The sequence below is a fragment of the Bacillus sp. sid0103 genome (assembly GCF_019219025.1).
On sequence record NZ_JAHUWN010000019.1, the window covers coordinates 1 to 17299 of the forward strand.

The 17299-nt window shown below is 38.4% G+C and carries 8 protein-coding genes and 1 pseudogene; all 9 read left to right on the plus strand.

Translation table 11 applies throughout. The annotated features are described in order from the left end of the window. Positions 1–764 precede the first annotated feature (764 nt). The 9 genes and pseudogenes from hprK (at position 765) to KW850_RS20230 (ending at position 17108) form a co-directional block, all read left to right on the plus strand. Positions 765–1700: an HPr(Ser) kinase/phosphatase gene (hprK, locus tag KW850_RS20130; protein ID WP_218349563.1), complete on the plus strand. Its 936-nt coding sequence runs from the start codon at positions 765–767 to the stop codon at positions 1698–1700. Between the two features lie 1422 nt (positions 1701–3122). Further along, positions 3123–3956, plus strand: a pseudogene (locus KW850_RS34300) (RCC1 domain-containing protein); the annotation flags it as partial. 54 nt (positions 3957–4010) lie between these two features. Beyond that, positions 4011–11777: an Ig-like domain-containing protein gene (locus KW850_RS33450; protein ID WP_483862187.1), complete on the plus strand. Its 7767-nt coding sequence runs from the start codon at positions 4011–4013 to the stop codon at positions 11775–11777. Between the two features lie 782 nt (positions 11778–12559). After that, positions 12560–13282: an amino acid ABC transporter ATP-binding protein gene (locus KW850_RS20205; protein WP_256358351.1), complete on the plus strand. Its 723-nt coding sequence runs from the start codon at positions 12560–12562 to the stop codon at positions 13280–13282. A 59-nt stretch (positions 13283–13341) separates the two neighbouring features. Further along, positions 13342–14097, plus strand: coding sequence for an ABC transporter substrate-binding protein (locus KW850_RS20210; RefSeq protein ID WP_374226374.1), 756 nt, complete (start codon positions 13342–13344; stop codon positions 14095–14097). A gap of 64 nt (positions 14098–14161) precedes the next feature. After that, entirely contained in the window at positions 14162–14878 is a 717-nt protein-coding gene (locus KW850_RS20215) for an amino acid ABC transporter permease (RefSeq protein WP_218349566.1), read from the plus strand. A 275-nt stretch (positions 14879–15153) separates the two neighbouring features. Next, entirely contained in the window at positions 15154–15798 is a 645-nt protein-coding gene (locus KW850_RS20220; RefSeq protein ID WP_218349567.1) for a hypothetical protein, read from the plus strand. Between the two features lie 135 nt (positions 15799–15933). Next, positions 15934–16941: a TIR domain-containing protein gene (locus tag KW850_RS20225; RefSeq protein ID WP_218349568.1), complete on the plus strand. Its 1008-nt coding sequence runs from the start codon at positions 15934–15936 to the stop codon at positions 16939–16941. After that, positions 16938–17108 carry a hypothetical protein gene (locus tag KW850_RS20230; protein ID WP_218349569.1) on the plus strand — a complete coding sequence of 57 codons (171 nt, stop codon included), beginning with the start codon at positions 16938–16940 and terminating at the stop codon, positions 17106–17108. Before KW850_RS20225 ends, KW850_RS20230 begins: the two co-directional genes overlap by 4 nt. The last annotated feature ends 191 nt before the right edge of the window (positions 17109–17299 follow it).

A 17299-nucleotide genomic window follows, 5' to 3' on the forward strand; every position in this document is an offset into this window, starting at 1 on the left:
GAGATTAGCTACATCTTGTGAATGATAACTAGGAGGAGCCGTGTGCGTGAATAGCGCAAGCACGGTTCTGCGAGGGGGGAGAAACACAATCTACCGCGAGGTAGAGAGGTTCTCTTCTACTCAACTAGTGAAAGAAGGAATGAAGGGATTTTATTGTAATATAAAGGTAATTATCAATAACTTTTAGGGGGGAAATAACTCTTTAAGGAAATTGGTTGTCTATAAAAACAACAAAGTTTACAAAAACAGCCTACTTAATTAAAGATGTGAAGTAATATTAAAAAACCATGCTGCGTCTCTCCAGCATGGTTTTAATGGTTCTGTGTACTATTCTTTCGTATACTCAGCCATCATCTGACGTAAATCTTTGATGGCTAGTTTGGCACTCGCTTTTTTATCTTTATGAAATCCGATTCCTGTTAGTGAATCTTGGCATTCGTAGGAGTTTTTTGCCAGGCTTTTGTAGCCGTCAGGAACGGTGAAAATTTCTACTGTAATAGTCAAACGTATTAATTAAATAATTAGGTCTTTATTAACGCTGACTATAGTAAGAATAGGTTCCTTTTTAAAAGAGAATGGTTGAAGTTGAAGATAACGGACGACAATCTTTTCAGAGTTTTGAAGGGATAAGTTCAGGACTGGTGCATGCTGATGAAATTTCTAATCAAACGTTTGGTTAGTGTTGGAATCATTTCCTTAATGGATGACGTTTCCATTGAACTTAAGTATAATTTTATAAAAGGCTAATAGGACGTGAGTTTAGGTTGAAAAAATTAACAGTAGAAAGCTTGGTTCAAAAGTATTCATTGAAAGTACTGGCTGGAGAAAACCACTTGCAGAAGGTAATTACGCAATCACGGGCGCATCGTCCGGGACTGGAGTTTGTGGGCCATTTTGACTTTTTTCCAACAGAACAGGTTCAAATTTTAGGAAAAAAGGAAATTACCTATTTACATAAATTAAGTAGAGAGGAACGTAAAATTCGAATCGGAAATATTGTTCACTATCATCCGCCATGTTTTATCGTAACCGCTGGTGAAGAAGGACTTACCTATTTAATTCACCATTGTACAGAGCAGGGTATTCCCTTGTTAGTTACAAACCAGCCTGAGACAACTTCAGAGTTTATCACTAGATTGGATGCGTTTTTGGTAAAGGAACTAGCACCTGAAATTACTATTCATGGAGTTTGTATGAATGTGTCTGGCATTGGAATTTTACTTCGTGGAAGTTCGGGGGTAGGAAAAAGTGAGACGGCCCACACATTAATTCGCCGCGGACACCGGCTGGTATCGGATGATAACGTTGTCCTAAAGAAGCTGAGTACGCAAACCATTCTGGGTACTCATGATGGGAAAACTAAGGAATTTTTGGCTCTCCGTAGTATTGGATTATTAAATGTGGTCCGCTTATACGGTCGTAAAGCTTTTCAGGATGAAACACGAATTTCCCTTGATATTAATTTAACGAAGTGGGAAAAGGACGCCTTATACAATGATTTAGAACAGGAATATCATCATACCGACTATATGGGTGTTAAAATTCCTTCCATTGAAATCCAACTTCAGCCTGGACGTGATGTGGCAGGGTTAATAGAGGCAGCAGCAAATAACTGGTATTTAAAGCAACAAGGATACAGCGCAGTAGAAGAGTTCATGTCCAGGGTTGAGGCTGATATAATCAAATCTGGTATGGATTAACTTTAAAGAATTTATAATAATTATCTAGGTAATATAGAAAAGGCTGAGCTATATACAGTTTTTATATGGATATTTCAGCTTTTATTCGAACGTTTATTTTATTGCTAGTTTCGTGACAGTTGTGTTCTGAACGACGTTTTCTTGTATTTTTCGTTCATTTTTTTACAACTTATTTACAGTCTTGGGCGTAACCGCAGCTGATAAGGCGAAGAATGTTAGTAAGACAGCGACAGTTAAAGTGAAATAAGCTAACCAGAAATCCCCTTCACACATAGTGGAGGGATTTTGGTTCGTAAGATGTAGAATCCGGTGTAGGCACTGAAAAGAAGAATCACCTCTTTTTTTAATCACTTCCTATATGTAGTCCCAAAACTAAGTTCTCTGATGGATACTTAGTAAAAAGTCACAATATTAATTTTGGGCACAAATTTACGTTCAGTCGCTTACTTGGGTTTCTTTTTAATAGAGTCATATTTGAAGGCATCCCTCGACATTCTTTTCGGGCATTAGATAGAGAAATGTATTTGTGGAGCGTACGGAAGCAACTTTTAATCAAACGATTGTCTAGTTTCGAAAAGGCGGGGTTTGAATAGAATAATGGAAGTTTACGAGAAACCCATCTGTTTTTGTAAAAAGGTGGGTTATTTCCTGCGGAATTTTCATGCGCGTCTCGACAATTTCTAAGCAATTTATTCAGGGAAAATCCATTTCTATCAGTATTTGCAGCTGTTTTAAAACAAACGTTTGATTAGTATAGCCTATTTTGTATTTAGTCGAAAGAGTGTCGGTTCGTGAAGGAATCATGGGGACGGTTCTTGTGGTAATATTATCCCAAAATTATCTACTGTGGTATCAAATGGTAAATATATACACCTCTATGATGAAAGTTAGAATTATGATAATATTCCTATGTAATTACAATTATAGGTAAAATATATATTATATTACTGGATTTATTGGGATATCGGAGAAGCTCGGAATTTCCATAATGATGGAAGTAGGTGAAGGTAGATTTGGGTAAAAGTTTGTTTTAAAAAATAGTATATTCATAGTAAAAATCTATATATTAATGGGGATAAATTCATGAGAAAACATTTAAAAATTATTAGTTTAACACTTCTCTTTTGTATGTTAGTTAATATTATGCCTTTAAGTTGGTTTACGTCTGTGCCTTACTTTAAAACAGCAAAGGCCGATCTTAATCTGACTAGGGGAGAATTGAAGAATTTTGAGGGGATCATCGATGCGGGTTTTCCAAGGACCGTAGTCTTAAATAGAAATGGTACAGTATCATTATTTGGTAGTACTTATGGTGTAGAGAAAATATTAGAATGGTCTAATATTTCCTATGTTACCCAAGGTAGTTCTTTCATAGTGGGTTTAAAGAGTGATGGTACTGTTGTTGGAGTTGGCGATAATTCGATTGGCCAAATTAATGTAAATGATTGGTCTAATATAAAGGGCATTGCAGCAGGTAAGAATCATACAGTCGGCTTAAAAACAGATGGTACTGTAACAGCGACAGGTGACAATTCTTTTGGACAAACAAATGTAAGTGGCTGGAAAGATATTGTTGCCGTATCAGCGGGGGTACGACATACGGTTGGCTTAAAGAGTGATGGAACAGTGGTTGCGGTAGGTAATAATCTCTATGGGCAAACAAATGTTAGTAGTTGGCAAAATATAGTGGCTATATCAGTAGGAGATTTTTATACGGTAGGTTTAAAAAGCGATGGTACAGTTGTCGCTGTAGGAGACAATAATTCTGGCCAAAGAAATTTAAGTAGTTGGCAAAATATTGTAAGTATCTCAGCTGGAACTAACCATACAGTTGGTTTAAAAAGTGATGGAACCGTAGTAGCAGCAGGGAGAAATTCAGATGGACAATCAAATGTGGGAGACTGGAAAAATATTGTTTCAATATCAGCAGATGAATACAATACTGTCGGATTAAAGAGTGATGGAACAGTAGTTGGAGTTGGCAATAATGGCTATGGCCAAATAAACTTCAATCCAGTAAACAATATTGTTTCAATTTCATCTGGTGCAAATCACACCGTTGGTTTGAAAGAGGATGGAACAGTAGTCGGTATGGATTATAATACCCAGGGACAAATAAATGTAAGTGGCTGGAAGGATATAGTTGCTTTATCTGCTGCTGCGAATCATACTGTGGGTTTAAAGAGTGATGGAACAGTAGTAGCAGTAGGAAGTAATCAATACGGTCAACTAAATGTTAGTGGATGGACTGATATCGTAGCGGTCTCAACTGCAAGTACACATACCGTGGGTCTAAAAAGAGACGGAACAGTGGTTGGGGTTGGAGATAATGGTTATGGTGAGCTAAATTTTAGCGATTGGAAAGACATAGTTGCTCTTTCATCTAGTTATTGGAATACAGTTGGTTTAAAAAAGGATGGAACCGTTGTATTTGCTGGAGATAATCGTTACGGACGTATATATGTTGGTGATTGGACAGATATTGTTGCTATAACATCTGGAAATGATCATGTTGTTGGGTTGAAGAAAGATGGGACGGTAGTAACAACAGGTAATGGCTCTGCTGGTCAGCGCAATACAGGTGATTGGAAGGGTATCGTAGACATTGCGGCAGGTATGGATTTTACAGTAGGCCTAAAAAGTGATGGGACAGTAGTTGGTGTTGGAAATAATCCTTATGGTCAAGTAAGTCTAGAAAGTTGGAAAAATATTAAAGATATTTCAGCGAACGAATATCAAACAGTGGGGCTTAGAAATGACGGGACCATAATTAATTCAAATAATTATACATATCCAAATGAAGTTATTCACCCCCAGATTAACATTAATAAAAATGTTATAAAGCCAAACGATAACTTAAAAATTACTTTTTCTAAAGATAAATATTATAAATTAACTGACCCAGGGATTTCCTTGAGTGGGGGAATCACTTTACCTGATGGGAAGTTTGAAGAAGTTAACGATCTAGATTATGAATTCAATTATATAGTTAAGCCGACTGATAGTGGAATCGTTAATGTTTCTGTCCCTGGAATAACAGATTTCTATGGTAATAGTTTAGTAAAAAATGACTATTTTAGAGTAATTCCATTACAATCAATTAAAACTTCGAAGTCCTTAGTAAGTTCAGGCGATAAGGTAACGATTACTGCTACCTTTTATGAGAGTGTAAAACCTGGTTTCCAGCTTTCTTTAGGTGGGGCAGTGGATTTAAAGCCTACTTCAATGACTGAAGTGGCTGGAAGTAATGGAACAAAATTTATACTATCTTATACTATTCCTTATAACTATAAAGAAGGTACTATTCATGCTTCACTAAAAAATGTAGAAACAGTTAGTGGTGTGTTTTTTAATCGTTATACCGAACAAAACGTTTTTACAAAGCAAAATCGATTGGCGCCGATTAGCTCTCTTACAGCCTCTAAAGAAAAAGCAAAAATTGGTGATGTTGTAACAGTTACTGCAAATTTTATGGAAAGTATTAAAAATGGTGTCCAGCTTTCATTTGATGGAGCTGGAGAAATGGAACCTGTTGTCATGAGTGAGGTAGCAGGCAGTAATGGAACGAAGTATACGTACGATTATACTGTTCTAGAAGGATTTACTGGTAACATTAATGCTCATCTCAAAGAAGTATACGATCAAAATAACAAGCTGTCACAAGAATTTGTTAGTAACAATTTGTTTATGGTTGATGGAATTAGGTCAAGTTTAAAAAGCTTAACAGCTTCAACTGCTTCAGCAAAGTTAGGAGATAAAGTATTACTGACTGCAGTGTTTGATGAGCCGATAAAACCAAACTTTACTCTATCATTAAATAATGGTGTTAATTTACAAAATGTTTCTATGAATGAGGTAGAGGACTCAAACTCTACTATATTTAACTATGAATATGTGGTGAAGGAAGGCGACCTAGGATCCATTCATGCGAATATTGAAGGGATTGAGGATTTAGCAGGCAATATCTCACCAGCTTATAGTAAAGATGATGTATTTCACACAGATGGTATAAATCCTGCTATTCTTTCCGTTGAATCAGAAGAGAAAGAATATGAAGTAGGGGACTATGCTCATATTATTGCTACTTTTACTGAACCCGTAAAACCGGGTGTTAAACTTAAATTATCTGGTGGAATAGATAATGAAGAGTATACCATGAGTGAGGTTCAGGGAAGTAATGGTTTAGAGTATGAAATCTACTATGAAATTAAAGAGGGTCAGCATGGAGTGGTATACGGCCTTTTATCAAACATAGTCGATTTAGCTGGTAATGAAGTTACTTATGATCAAAAGAAGATTTTTTATGCAAGTGATCCTTCAAATGCAAATTTAGCTAGTATCACTGTCAGTGATGGAAGTAATAGCCACCCACTTACACCTGGATTCTCTTCAGAAATGGATACTTATTCTGTTTACTTACCAAGTAATGTAACTTGTATCTTTTTAAGTGGAGAAAGCCAGGATAGTAAAGCTACCGTTGAAGGTAGCGGCTTAAAGAACCTTGTTCAAGGTGAAAATACATTTATTTTAAAAATAACTGCAAGTAATTTAAATACGAAGTATTATAGAGTAATTATTAATGTTACGGATGATACAAAACCTGAAATTACAGGTGTAGTTGATCAGACAGTTGGAATGAATACTCCTTTTGATGCAATGGATGGAGTAAAAGCTACGGATAATGTTGATGGCGATCTTACTTCACTGATCATGGTGGAGGGGTTTGTCGATATCAGCAAGCCAGGTGTTTATAAGCTTAAATATACTATTACAGATAAGGCTGGAAATAGTTCAACCATTAAGCGAAATATTACGGTTGTAGATAACATTCCGCCTGCCAAGCCAATTGTTGATTCATTCGGTGACAACCAAAATATGATTACGGGGACTGCCGAGGAAAATGGATATGTTGTTGCAGAAGTAAACGGTTCGCAGATTGGTAGTAGTCCAGTAGGGAATGGTGGATTATTCGGAATTTGGGTAAATAAACAATCTGCTGGTACTAAAATCAATCTATATGTAATAGATGCTTATGGGAATTCTGGTCAAGCCACTACAATTGAGGTTCTAGACATTTCTGCTCCTGAAAAACCTCAACCAAATAAGGTGACAGATAAAGATAGTATTGTTACCGGGCAAGGTGAAGCAGGGACTGCAATAAAAGTAAAAGTAAATGGTTCTGAGATAGGTTCAGGAACAGTAGAAGAAGATAGCAGCTTTACAGTGGCAATTCCAGTGCAAAAGGCAGGTACTGAACTAGCTATTAGTGCAACTGATAAGGCTGGAAATGAGAGTGAAACAACCACACTAGTAGTAGAAGACGTAACCGCCCCAGAAATGCCAGTAGTTAATGAGATAACTGACAAGGACACTGCAGTAACAGGTGAAGCAGAAACAGGGTCTAAAGTTGAAGTTAATGTAAATGGTTTAGTTATCGGGACAGGAACAGCTGGAGAGGATGGCCAATTTAATGTTACTATTCCATCACAAACAGCAGGCATGGTGCTAAACATTACTGCAACAGATAATGCTGGTAACATGAGCAGTTCTTCAACAATCGTGGTTAAGGATGGTACTGCGCCATTAGCACCAATAGTAGAAAATGTATCCGATATATCAAGAATGGTATGGGGAAAGTCAGAAGTAGGTTCAATCGTGACTGTAACAATAGGTCAATCCCAATATACTACGATTGCAGAGTATCCTTTTGGTGATTATGAAGTAACTATTCCAGCACAAAAGGAAGGAACTGTGATAGAGGTAACAGCTACAGATAGTGCTGGAAACATAAGTGATGCCAGAAAAGTAATCGTACAAGATGGAACTCCGCCGGCAGCACCGATAGTAAACGAAATTAATGACCAGTCATCTGAAGTAAGTGGAACAACAGAAGCTGGAGCAAAGGTATATGTAGTATATACATCACCACAATATGGAGTGTTGGTTAGTACGGGATATGCAGATGAAAATGGGAATTATCAAGTGATGATTCCAGTTCAAAGTGCTGGTTCCACTATCCAGGTAATAGCGGCAGATTCTATGGGAAATCAAAGTGAACCGACTAATATCGTGGTAAAAGATGCAACGGCTCCAAATACACCGCAAGTAAATGAAGTAACTGACAAATCACAAGAAGTTTCTGGAACCTCTGAAGCAGGAGCAAAGGTTACGGTTAGAGTAGGGTTAATTGAGTATGGATTAACTGAATACACGGGGAAAGCAGATGAGAATGGGAATTTCCTTGTATCGATCCCTGCTCAACACGCTGGAACAGAAATAACAGTGTTTGTAACTGACGAGTCTGGAAACGTAAGTGAAAGTAATAAGGTAATCGTAAAAGATGTGACTGCACCAAATGCGCCGGAAATAGTAGTTGTAACTGATAAAGACACTAAAGTAACCGGGAAAGCGGAAGCCGGTTCAAAAGTACAAGTTAAAGTAGAAAATTCAGTACTTGGTACAGGTACAGTTGGGGTAGATGGAAAGTTTAATATCAATATCCCAGTCCAAAAAGCAGGAACTGAAATAAAATTTATTTCTACAGATAAAGCTGGAAACGTGAGTGAAACAACCACAGTGGTGGTAAAAGACGTAACCGCCCCAGGTAAGCCTGAAGTAAATGAAGTGACAGACAAGGACACTATAGTTACAGGACAAGCGGAAGCCGGATCAAAAGTAGAAGTGAAGGTAAATGGTTCAGTGATTGGCACTGGAACTGCCGGAGAAGATGGTCAATATAAAGTGGCGATTTCCGCTCAAAAGGCAGGCACAGAGTTAGTCATTGTTGCTATGGATCAGGCTGGGAATGTAAGTGAACCAACCGCAGTAGTAGTAAAAGATGTAACCGCCCCAGAAAAGCCTGCAGTAAATGAGGTAACCGACAAGGATACTTCAGTCACAGGACAAGCAGAGGCTGGATCAAAAGTAGAAGTAAAGGTAAATGGTTCAGTGATTGGGACTGGAACTGCCGGAGAAGATGGCCGCTATGAAGTGACAATTCCAGTACAACAAGCAGGCATTGAACTTGTTATTATTTCAACTGATAAAGCTGGTAATGTAAGTGAAGAAACTGCAGTAGTAGTAAAGGATGTAACAGCCCCAGAAAAACCTGAAGTAAATGAAGTAACGGACAAGGATACTTCTGTTACAGGAAAAGCGGAAGCAGGATCAAAAGTAGACGTGAAGGTAAATGGTTCCGTTATTGGGACTGGAACTGCCGGAGAAGATGGTCAATATAGAGTGACTATTTCTGGGCAAAAGGCAGGCACCGAATTAGTCATTATTGCTACGGATAAGGCTGGCAATGTAAGCGAAAGAACCACAGTAGTGGTGAGGGACGTAACAGCCCCAGAAAAGCCTGAAGTAAAAGAAGTAACAGACAAGGATACTACTGTAACTGGACAAGCCGAAACTGGATCAAAGGTAGAAGTGAAAGTAAATGGTTCGGTGATTGGTAGTGGAACTGTAGGAGAAGATGGTCAATATAAAGTAATCATCTCCGCGCAAAAAGCAGGAACAGAATTAGTCATTAGTGCTACAGATAAAGCTGGAAATGTGAGTGAAACAACAACAGCAGTGGTAAGAGACGTAACAGCTCCAGAAAAACCTGTAGTATATGAAGTAACTGATAAGGGTACGACAGTTACAGGACAAACGGAAGCTGGATCAAAGGTAGAAGTAAAGGTAAATGGTTCAGTGATTGGTACTGGAACTGCTGGAGAAGATGGTCAATATAAAGTGACCATTGACGTGCAAAAGGCAGGCACAGAATTAGAAATAGTTGCAATGGATAAAGCTGGCAATGTAAGCGAAACAACCACAGTAGTGGTGAAGGACGTAACTGCCCCGGATAAACCAGAAGTAAATGAAGTGACCGACAAAGATACTACAGTTACCGGACAAGCAGAAGCCAGGTCAAAAGTAGAAGTAAAGGTAAATGGTTCAGATATCGGCTCTGGAACTGCTGGAGAAGATGGCCAATATAAAGTGACCATTGAGGTGCAAAAGGCAGGCACCGAATTAGTCATTGTGGCTACTGATAAGGCTGGTAATGTAAGTGAAACAACGACAGTAGTGGTAAGAGACGTAACCGCCCCAGAAAAGCCAGTAGTAAATGAAGTAACCGATAAGGATACTACAGTAACAGGACAGGCGGAAGCTGGATCAAAAGTAGAGGTAAAGGTAAATGGTTCAGTGATTGGTGAGGGAACTGCCGGAGAAGATGGCCAATTTACAGTGACCATTTCCGAGCAAAAGGCAGGGACCGAGTTAGTCATTGTTGCTACTGACAAGGCTGGCAATGTAAGTGAAACAAGCACAGTCGTGATAAGAGACGCAACAGCGCCAGAGCAGCCAGTGGTAAATGAAGTTACAGATAAAGATACGTCTGTTACTGGACAAGCGGAAGCTGGATCGAAAGTAGAAGTGAAAGTAAATGGCTCAGTGATTGGTACTGGAACTGCTGGAGAAGATGGTCAATATAAAGTGAGCATTGACGTGCAAAAGGCAGGCACCGAATTAGAAATAGTTGCAACGGATAAGGCTGGCAATGTAAGTGAAACAACGACAGTAATGGTAAGAGACGTATCCGGCCCAGAAAAGCCAATAGTAAATGAAGTAACCGATAAGGATACTACAGTTACAGGACAAGCGGAAGCTGGATCAAAGGTAGAAGTAAAGGCAAATGGTTCAGTGATTGGTGAGGGAACTGCCGGAGAAGATGGTCAATATAATGTGATCATCTCCTCGCAAAAAGCAGGCACCGAATTAGTCATTATTGCAACGGATAAGGCAGGCAATGTAAGTGAAACAACCACAGTAGTGGTGAGAGACGTAACAGCCCCAGAAAAGCCTGAAGTAAATGAAGTAACGGACAAGGATACTACAGTTACTGGACAAGGAGAGGCTGGATCAAAAGTAGAAGTGAAAGTAAATGGCTCAGTGATTGGTACTGGAACTGCCGAGGAAGATGGACAATATAAAGTGACCATTGACGTGCAAAAGGCAGGCACAGAGTTAGTCATTATTGCTACTGATAATTCTGGCAATGTAAGTGAAGAAACTGCAGTAGTGGTGAAAGATGTAACCGCCCCTAAGAAACCAGTAGTAAGTCTAGTAAGCGATAGAGATACAACTATAACTGGTGAAGCAGAAGCGGGATCCAAAATCGAAGTGAAGGTAAATGGCTCAGTAATTGGTACAGGAACAGCAGGACAAGATGGTAAATATAAAGTTACCATTCGAGTTCAGAAAGCTGGAACGGTATTAGTGATCATCGCAACAGACGCTGCCGGAAATGAAAGTGAAGGAACCACCATAAAAGTTATAGACAAAACAGCTCCATCAGTTTTAACAGTAAATACAGTTTCAGACAAGTCAAAGGAAGTAACTGGCAAGACTGAAGCGGGAGCAACTGTTTCGATCCTAATCGGCACAAAGACTTATGCAGCTAAAGCTGATCCAAATGGAAACTTCAAAGTGATCATTCCTATCCTAAAAGCAGGCACAAAGTTAATCGTAACTGCCAAGGATGCAGCGGGTAATGCGAGTGTCGCAAAAAGTATCACCGTTATTGATAAAACGCCACCGGTTGCTCCAACCGTTACCACTGTTACGGACTTAGCAAAACTGGTAACTGGTAAAGCAGAAGCAGGAGCCATTGTTACTGTTACAATTGGAACCAAAAAGTACATCGCCAAAGCGGATGCTAAGGGTAACTATAAGGTAACGATTCCTGTCCAAAAAGCAGGTACAAAGGTAATTGTGACAGTGAAAGATGCAGCAGGAAATGTAAGTGTAGCTAAGAGTGTGATTGTCATAGACAAAACAGCTCCATTAGCACCGAAAATTAAAACTACAGTAAAAAGCACAACAAAAGAAGTTACTGGAACTGCTGAAGCCTACTCTACGATAACAATAAAAGTCGGTAGCAAAGTCATCGGTACAGCCGAGGCTGATTCCAAAGGAAACTTCAAAGTGAAAATCAAAGCACAGAAGAAGAAAACGGTTTTAAGTGTGACAGCAACTGATAAAGCGAAGAATGTAAGTAAGGCAGCTATAGTAGTAAAAGTGAAATAATTTTTAAAAAGATTAATCCCCTTCACATAATGTGGAGGGGATTTTGGTTCGTTTGGCACAAATCCACGTTCAGTCGCCTACTTAGGTTCCTTTTTAAACGAGTCATTTTTGAAGACATCCCTCGACATTCTTTTCGAGCATTTAGAGAGATAAATCTATGAGTGGAGCGTGCGGAGGCAACTTTTAATCAAACGATTGTGTAGTGACGAAAAGGCGGGGATTGTATAGAATAATGGAAGTTTGCTAGAAACCCATCTGATTTTGTAAAAAGGTAGGTTATTTCCTGCGGAATTTCTTTGCATTTTTCGACGATTTTCCTTCATATTTGGAAGGTGAAATACTTTTAAATCAGTCCTGCAGCTGTTTCAACCAAACGTTTAATTAGTATATCTTATACGGAATTTGGTCGAAATGATGTTGTTTATTGGCAAAAGTGATTATGCGCTTGGATTACTAGAATCCAAGCACTGTTTGTTCTATTGTTATTGTATATGACCATCTCCAAAGAACCCCCCTAAAAATGAATTGGAAATAATTGATTTATTCATCTATTTCATGAATAATTATAATTATTAGAATATTATTTTAGTAGAAGGGAGAATGGAAAAAGAGAACACCAGAAAATAACAAACATTTAATATTAAACATTTTTTGTAACCGCTTGCAATTTATATACAATTTGAAATTTTCGGAATTTATTATTATAATAGAGTGAAATTCCATCATTTATTATGTTTCATCAGTTTGAATCCGTTTTTAATTATAGAAAAGGGGGGGTCTTGTTGATTCAGATAAAGCAATTATACAAGTCATTTGATTCATTAGAGGTGCTGAAGGGAATCGATTTGTCTGTTCAGCCGAAGGAAGTGGTGGTATTGGTGGGAGCCAGCGGTTCAGGAAAGAGTACATTGCTGCGCTGCATTAACTTCCTTGAAGTTTATGATAAAGGAGAGGTATGGATAAACAACGAACAGATCGATCCGGGGAAAACGGATTTAAATCGCGTACGTGCAGAAGTTGGGATGGTCTTTCAACATTTCAATCTCTTCCCACATAAAACAGTGCTGGAGAATATCATCGAAGCCCCGATGCATGTAAAAAGAGAAAGAAAGGAGGACGCGAAGAAAGCGGCCTATAGTCTTCTGGAGAAGGTGGGATTAAGCGATAAGGCCAATACATATCCGAATTTATTGTCCGGGGGACAGAAGCAGCGGCTTGCCATCGCTCGTGCGCTTGCCATGAAACCCAATGTGATGCTTTTTGATGAGCCAACCTCCGCGCTTGATCCAGAATTGGTAGGGGAAGTTTTGCAGGTCATGAAAGAACTGGCCAATGAAGGGATGACTATGGTAATAGTTACCCACGAGATGGGATTTGCCCGGGAAGTGGCAGATCGTGTTGTCTTTATGGGAGATGGACAGATTCTTGAACAGGGGGCACCTAAGACGTTTTTTGAAAATCCGCAGCATGAAAAAGCAAAGCAATTTCTTAACAGTATTCTATAGCAAATGATAAGGGGGAAGAAAAAATGAAAAAGTCAATTATCAGTCTTGTAGCAGCCTGTATGGCTGGAGTTTTGATCATGTCTGGGTGTGGAGCGAAAGAACAAGTTTCCCAGCAGACTTCTGCAGGGAAAAAAGAGTTTCACTATGCCATGAGTGGGTTGTTCAAACCGTTTAATTATAAAGAAAACAGCGAACTGAAGGGATTTGATGTTGAGATCGGCAAGGCACTTGCTAAAAAAATGGGAATGAAGGCCGTTCCGGTAACGAATCCTTGGGAAACGATCATCCAAGGCCTACAAGCCAAAAAATACGATGCCATCCTGGGCAGCATGACGATTACGGATGAGCGAAAAAAGGTGGTTGACTTTTCAAATCCTTATTACAGATCAGGCTCACAGGTTTTCGTATCGGAAAATAATACAGATATCAAATCGCCGGATGATTTGAAAGGGAAGCGTATCGGGGTGGCCAAGGGAACGCCTTATAAGGATCTGGCGTTAAAATACACATCAAAAGAAAACATTGTTGAATATGATACAGATTTAGTGGCTCTTATGGATCTTCCTACCAAAAGAATTGACGCTGCGATAACCGATCGAATGGTCGGACTGCCAATTATCAAGGCCGGCACCGTTAAAATCAAGGATGTTGGAAAGCCTATGACACATGATGATCAAGCGATTGCCGTCAGGAAAGAGGATAAGGAATTAGTGGACAAGCTGAACAAGGCAATGGATGAAATCATAAAGGACGGCACTTATGACAAAATTTCTGATAAATATTTTGGCCGCAACATTTTAGGAACCAACAACTAGAGTGGGTGAAAAAGGGTGCCCTCAAGGGGCACCTGATAACAGATCATACGTGGGGTGAATCCATTTGCTAGAAATTCTTCTTTCCAATTATAAACTTTTTTTTGAAGCAACGTTGCTTACGCTCAAGGTTACCATTACGTCTCTACTGATTGGCTCTCTTATTGGCTTAATCTTTGCCTTTTTTCGTCTCTCCAATAACAAACTTTTGAACTTTATTGCACATGTCTATATCACTTTGATCCGTGGAACTCCGCTTATTGTTCAGATTGCGGTTCTATATTTTGGCATCACATCGATTGTGACTCTGTCGCAGTTCTGGGCCGGAGCGATTGGCTTGGCTATTCATTGCGGGGCTTATATTGCCGAAATCTTTCGTGGGGCCATTCAATCTATTGACCGCGGGCAAATGGAAGCTGCAAGATCACTTGGAATGTCCTATCCGTTGGCCATGAGAAGAATCATTCTGCCCCAAGCGTTTAAATCAGCTATCCCTCCGCTCAGTAACCAGTTCATCATTGGTTTAAAGGACTCTTCTCTTGTGGCCTACGTGGGCATGGCGGATTTGTGGGGAGCGGGCCTTAGCGTCGCAGCATCCAGCTTTCAACAATTGAATTCGTATGTGATTGTAGGATTGTATTATTTTGTTCTTGTGTTCATCTTCTCTTTCCTCTCCGGTAAACTAGAAGCAAGAATGAATGTAACAGAGCCAGGAAGGAAGCAGAAGTCAAATTCAATATTTAATTTTTTTAAAAAGCCTGCAGAAGAGATAAACAGAGTGTAATCGACTTTCATGAAGACATTAAATCGAGCTGATGGTTGTAAAATAACTAAAAACAAAGCCCTTTCATGTATGGATGACAATGAAAGGGCTTTTTGTTTCGGACCATGTATATGGAAATAATAAATGAAATTTTGCAGGAAATGGGACATCTTTCTAGAAATTTATCATAACTTGATGTAAATAGGAACATAAGGGTGCTGGTGTATCATAGGCTAATTCATTTCCTAAAGATGAATCATGACTGCACTAAAAAATCTATATGTTGAGGTAATCTTATGGGTGAGGAAGATGTGAAGTTTCAAACACTTCATGATCATTATAAAGATACTTTTGCTTTACAGAGGGAATACTTGAAGTTAAGAGACCGATTATTCGTTTATACTTTGCTGGTTTTCGCGGCAATGTTTATTCTGACGATCATACCTGTTGATCCCTCAAAAGCTGTTTCCGACATTGTTAAGGAACAACTCAAAATCACATTGAGCATAAATCGAGATGAAATTCACACGATGCTATGGTTTGTTTTATTGTGTTTGGTGGTCAGGTATTTTCAAACTAACATAGTAGTTGAACGGCAATACCATTATATCCATAAGGTCGAGGCCGAATTAAATTCATGTTACGATCCTCTGGGAGATATGTTCACTAGAGAAGGAAAGTCATACCTGAACAGCTTTAAGCTGTTTAGTTCCATAGCTGGTTATTTGTATAAATTGGTTTTTCCGTTATTGCTGATTATCATAACAAGTTTCAAAATATTTACGGAACTAATGACGAAAACATTCTTTGATTTAACTTTAGTGTTGGATATTGTTTTTTGTGTATTGATTTTTGTTTATACCGTAGTTTATTCTTTTTCGTTGCACTTCAAAAAAATGAAGAAATTATGGTTAAAAGTTAAAAGTATATTGAGAATTTAAAGCTGTGCACTGGTTAACTAAAACTTTCATTTTTCTAAATTTATTTTCTTGAAAATTTTATAATAATCTAAAATATGGAAAAAATGATATAATATTTGTATAAATATATTGTTCATTACATTTGTTGGAGGAGTTATGACTCAAATCAAACCAAAAGTATTTATAGGATCTGCAAGAGAATCCATTGAATATGTTAATGCGATTCATAATTCACTCGCTCATGTTGCTGAAGTAACTCCTTGGTCAGCGGGTGCATTTCGCCCACTTGAATACAATATGGAAAATCTTGAACGACTATTAGATGGAAATGATTTTGCAGTATTTGTATTTTCACCCGATGACATTATAAATATTCGAGGCACCTTAACATTTACTACAAGGGACAATACTTTGTTTGAAATGGGGTTATTCTGGGGAAGGTTAAGAAGAGGACGAGTTTTTTACATTATTCCCAGAAATACACCTGAAAGTGAGGGTGCTAAAGGGTTTCGTCTACCTTCAGATTTGGAAGGACTTGCTGTATTAAGGTACGAAATTCGAAGTGATAATAACTACGATGCTGCAGTAAATATTGCTTGTAGTTTTATTAAAAGAAAAATCGAAGAATTGGGCATCTTTCAGGATCCATCGAGGCTCTTAGCGGAAGCCCAAACAAACATGGATAAAGACTATGCCTTGATTCGTATACTAAGAACGCTATCTAAAAGGCTCTTAGTGGATCCAACAAAAAAGTTTGAATATCTACAAGAAGCTGTTAGGAACGCTTATCAAGCCCCAGGTTCCTATTATGTTGAAGGAATAGGAGTTTGGCAAGCGGAGGGCAGCGATGGTTTGAGACAGATTGCTGGAAATGATGGCAAAAGAAAATTTTACACATTTGATGTTAATGAAAATAGAGGGTATACGGATCGAATTATTGTCATTGATTGTTTTTTACAAAGTACTGAGCTGGTTTTACAAAAAAATAGGAATGCCTTTGATAATACTTATGTATTATGCTATCCTATAGGAAACCAGTTAGTTCTGACGGTTGCCATATCCGGAAGAAGGGCATTAAGTCAAGAACAGATTGACGATATATTTCTTAATAATTATAATCTTTTGAGTGTGATAAATAATATTTTTGGAGGTGCTTCTTCATGAAAAGAACAGTGATATCGAAGGAAGAAAAAAATTCGTATAAACTTGGAGAAATTGTTACAGGTGTAAGAGCAGTTATTACCTCTAAATATGGAAAAGAAGAATCAGGAAAAATTGTTTATAAACGAAAAGCTGATTATAGGGAAGACCCGTTTAGGAAACGAGCTTAAATAACATAGATCATCATTTTAAAGAGAGTGGAACTCTCTTTTTTTTGTTTATTAACATATTTTAGTAATCCGATTTTCCTTCTTTCAGCACAGCTTGTAAGTTTTTCATTACTTGATGTGCATGCTCTGTCTACCAACGTCTACAACTTCTCCTGTTTTCAAATCAACTGGAATTTGCCCCGAAGTAAATA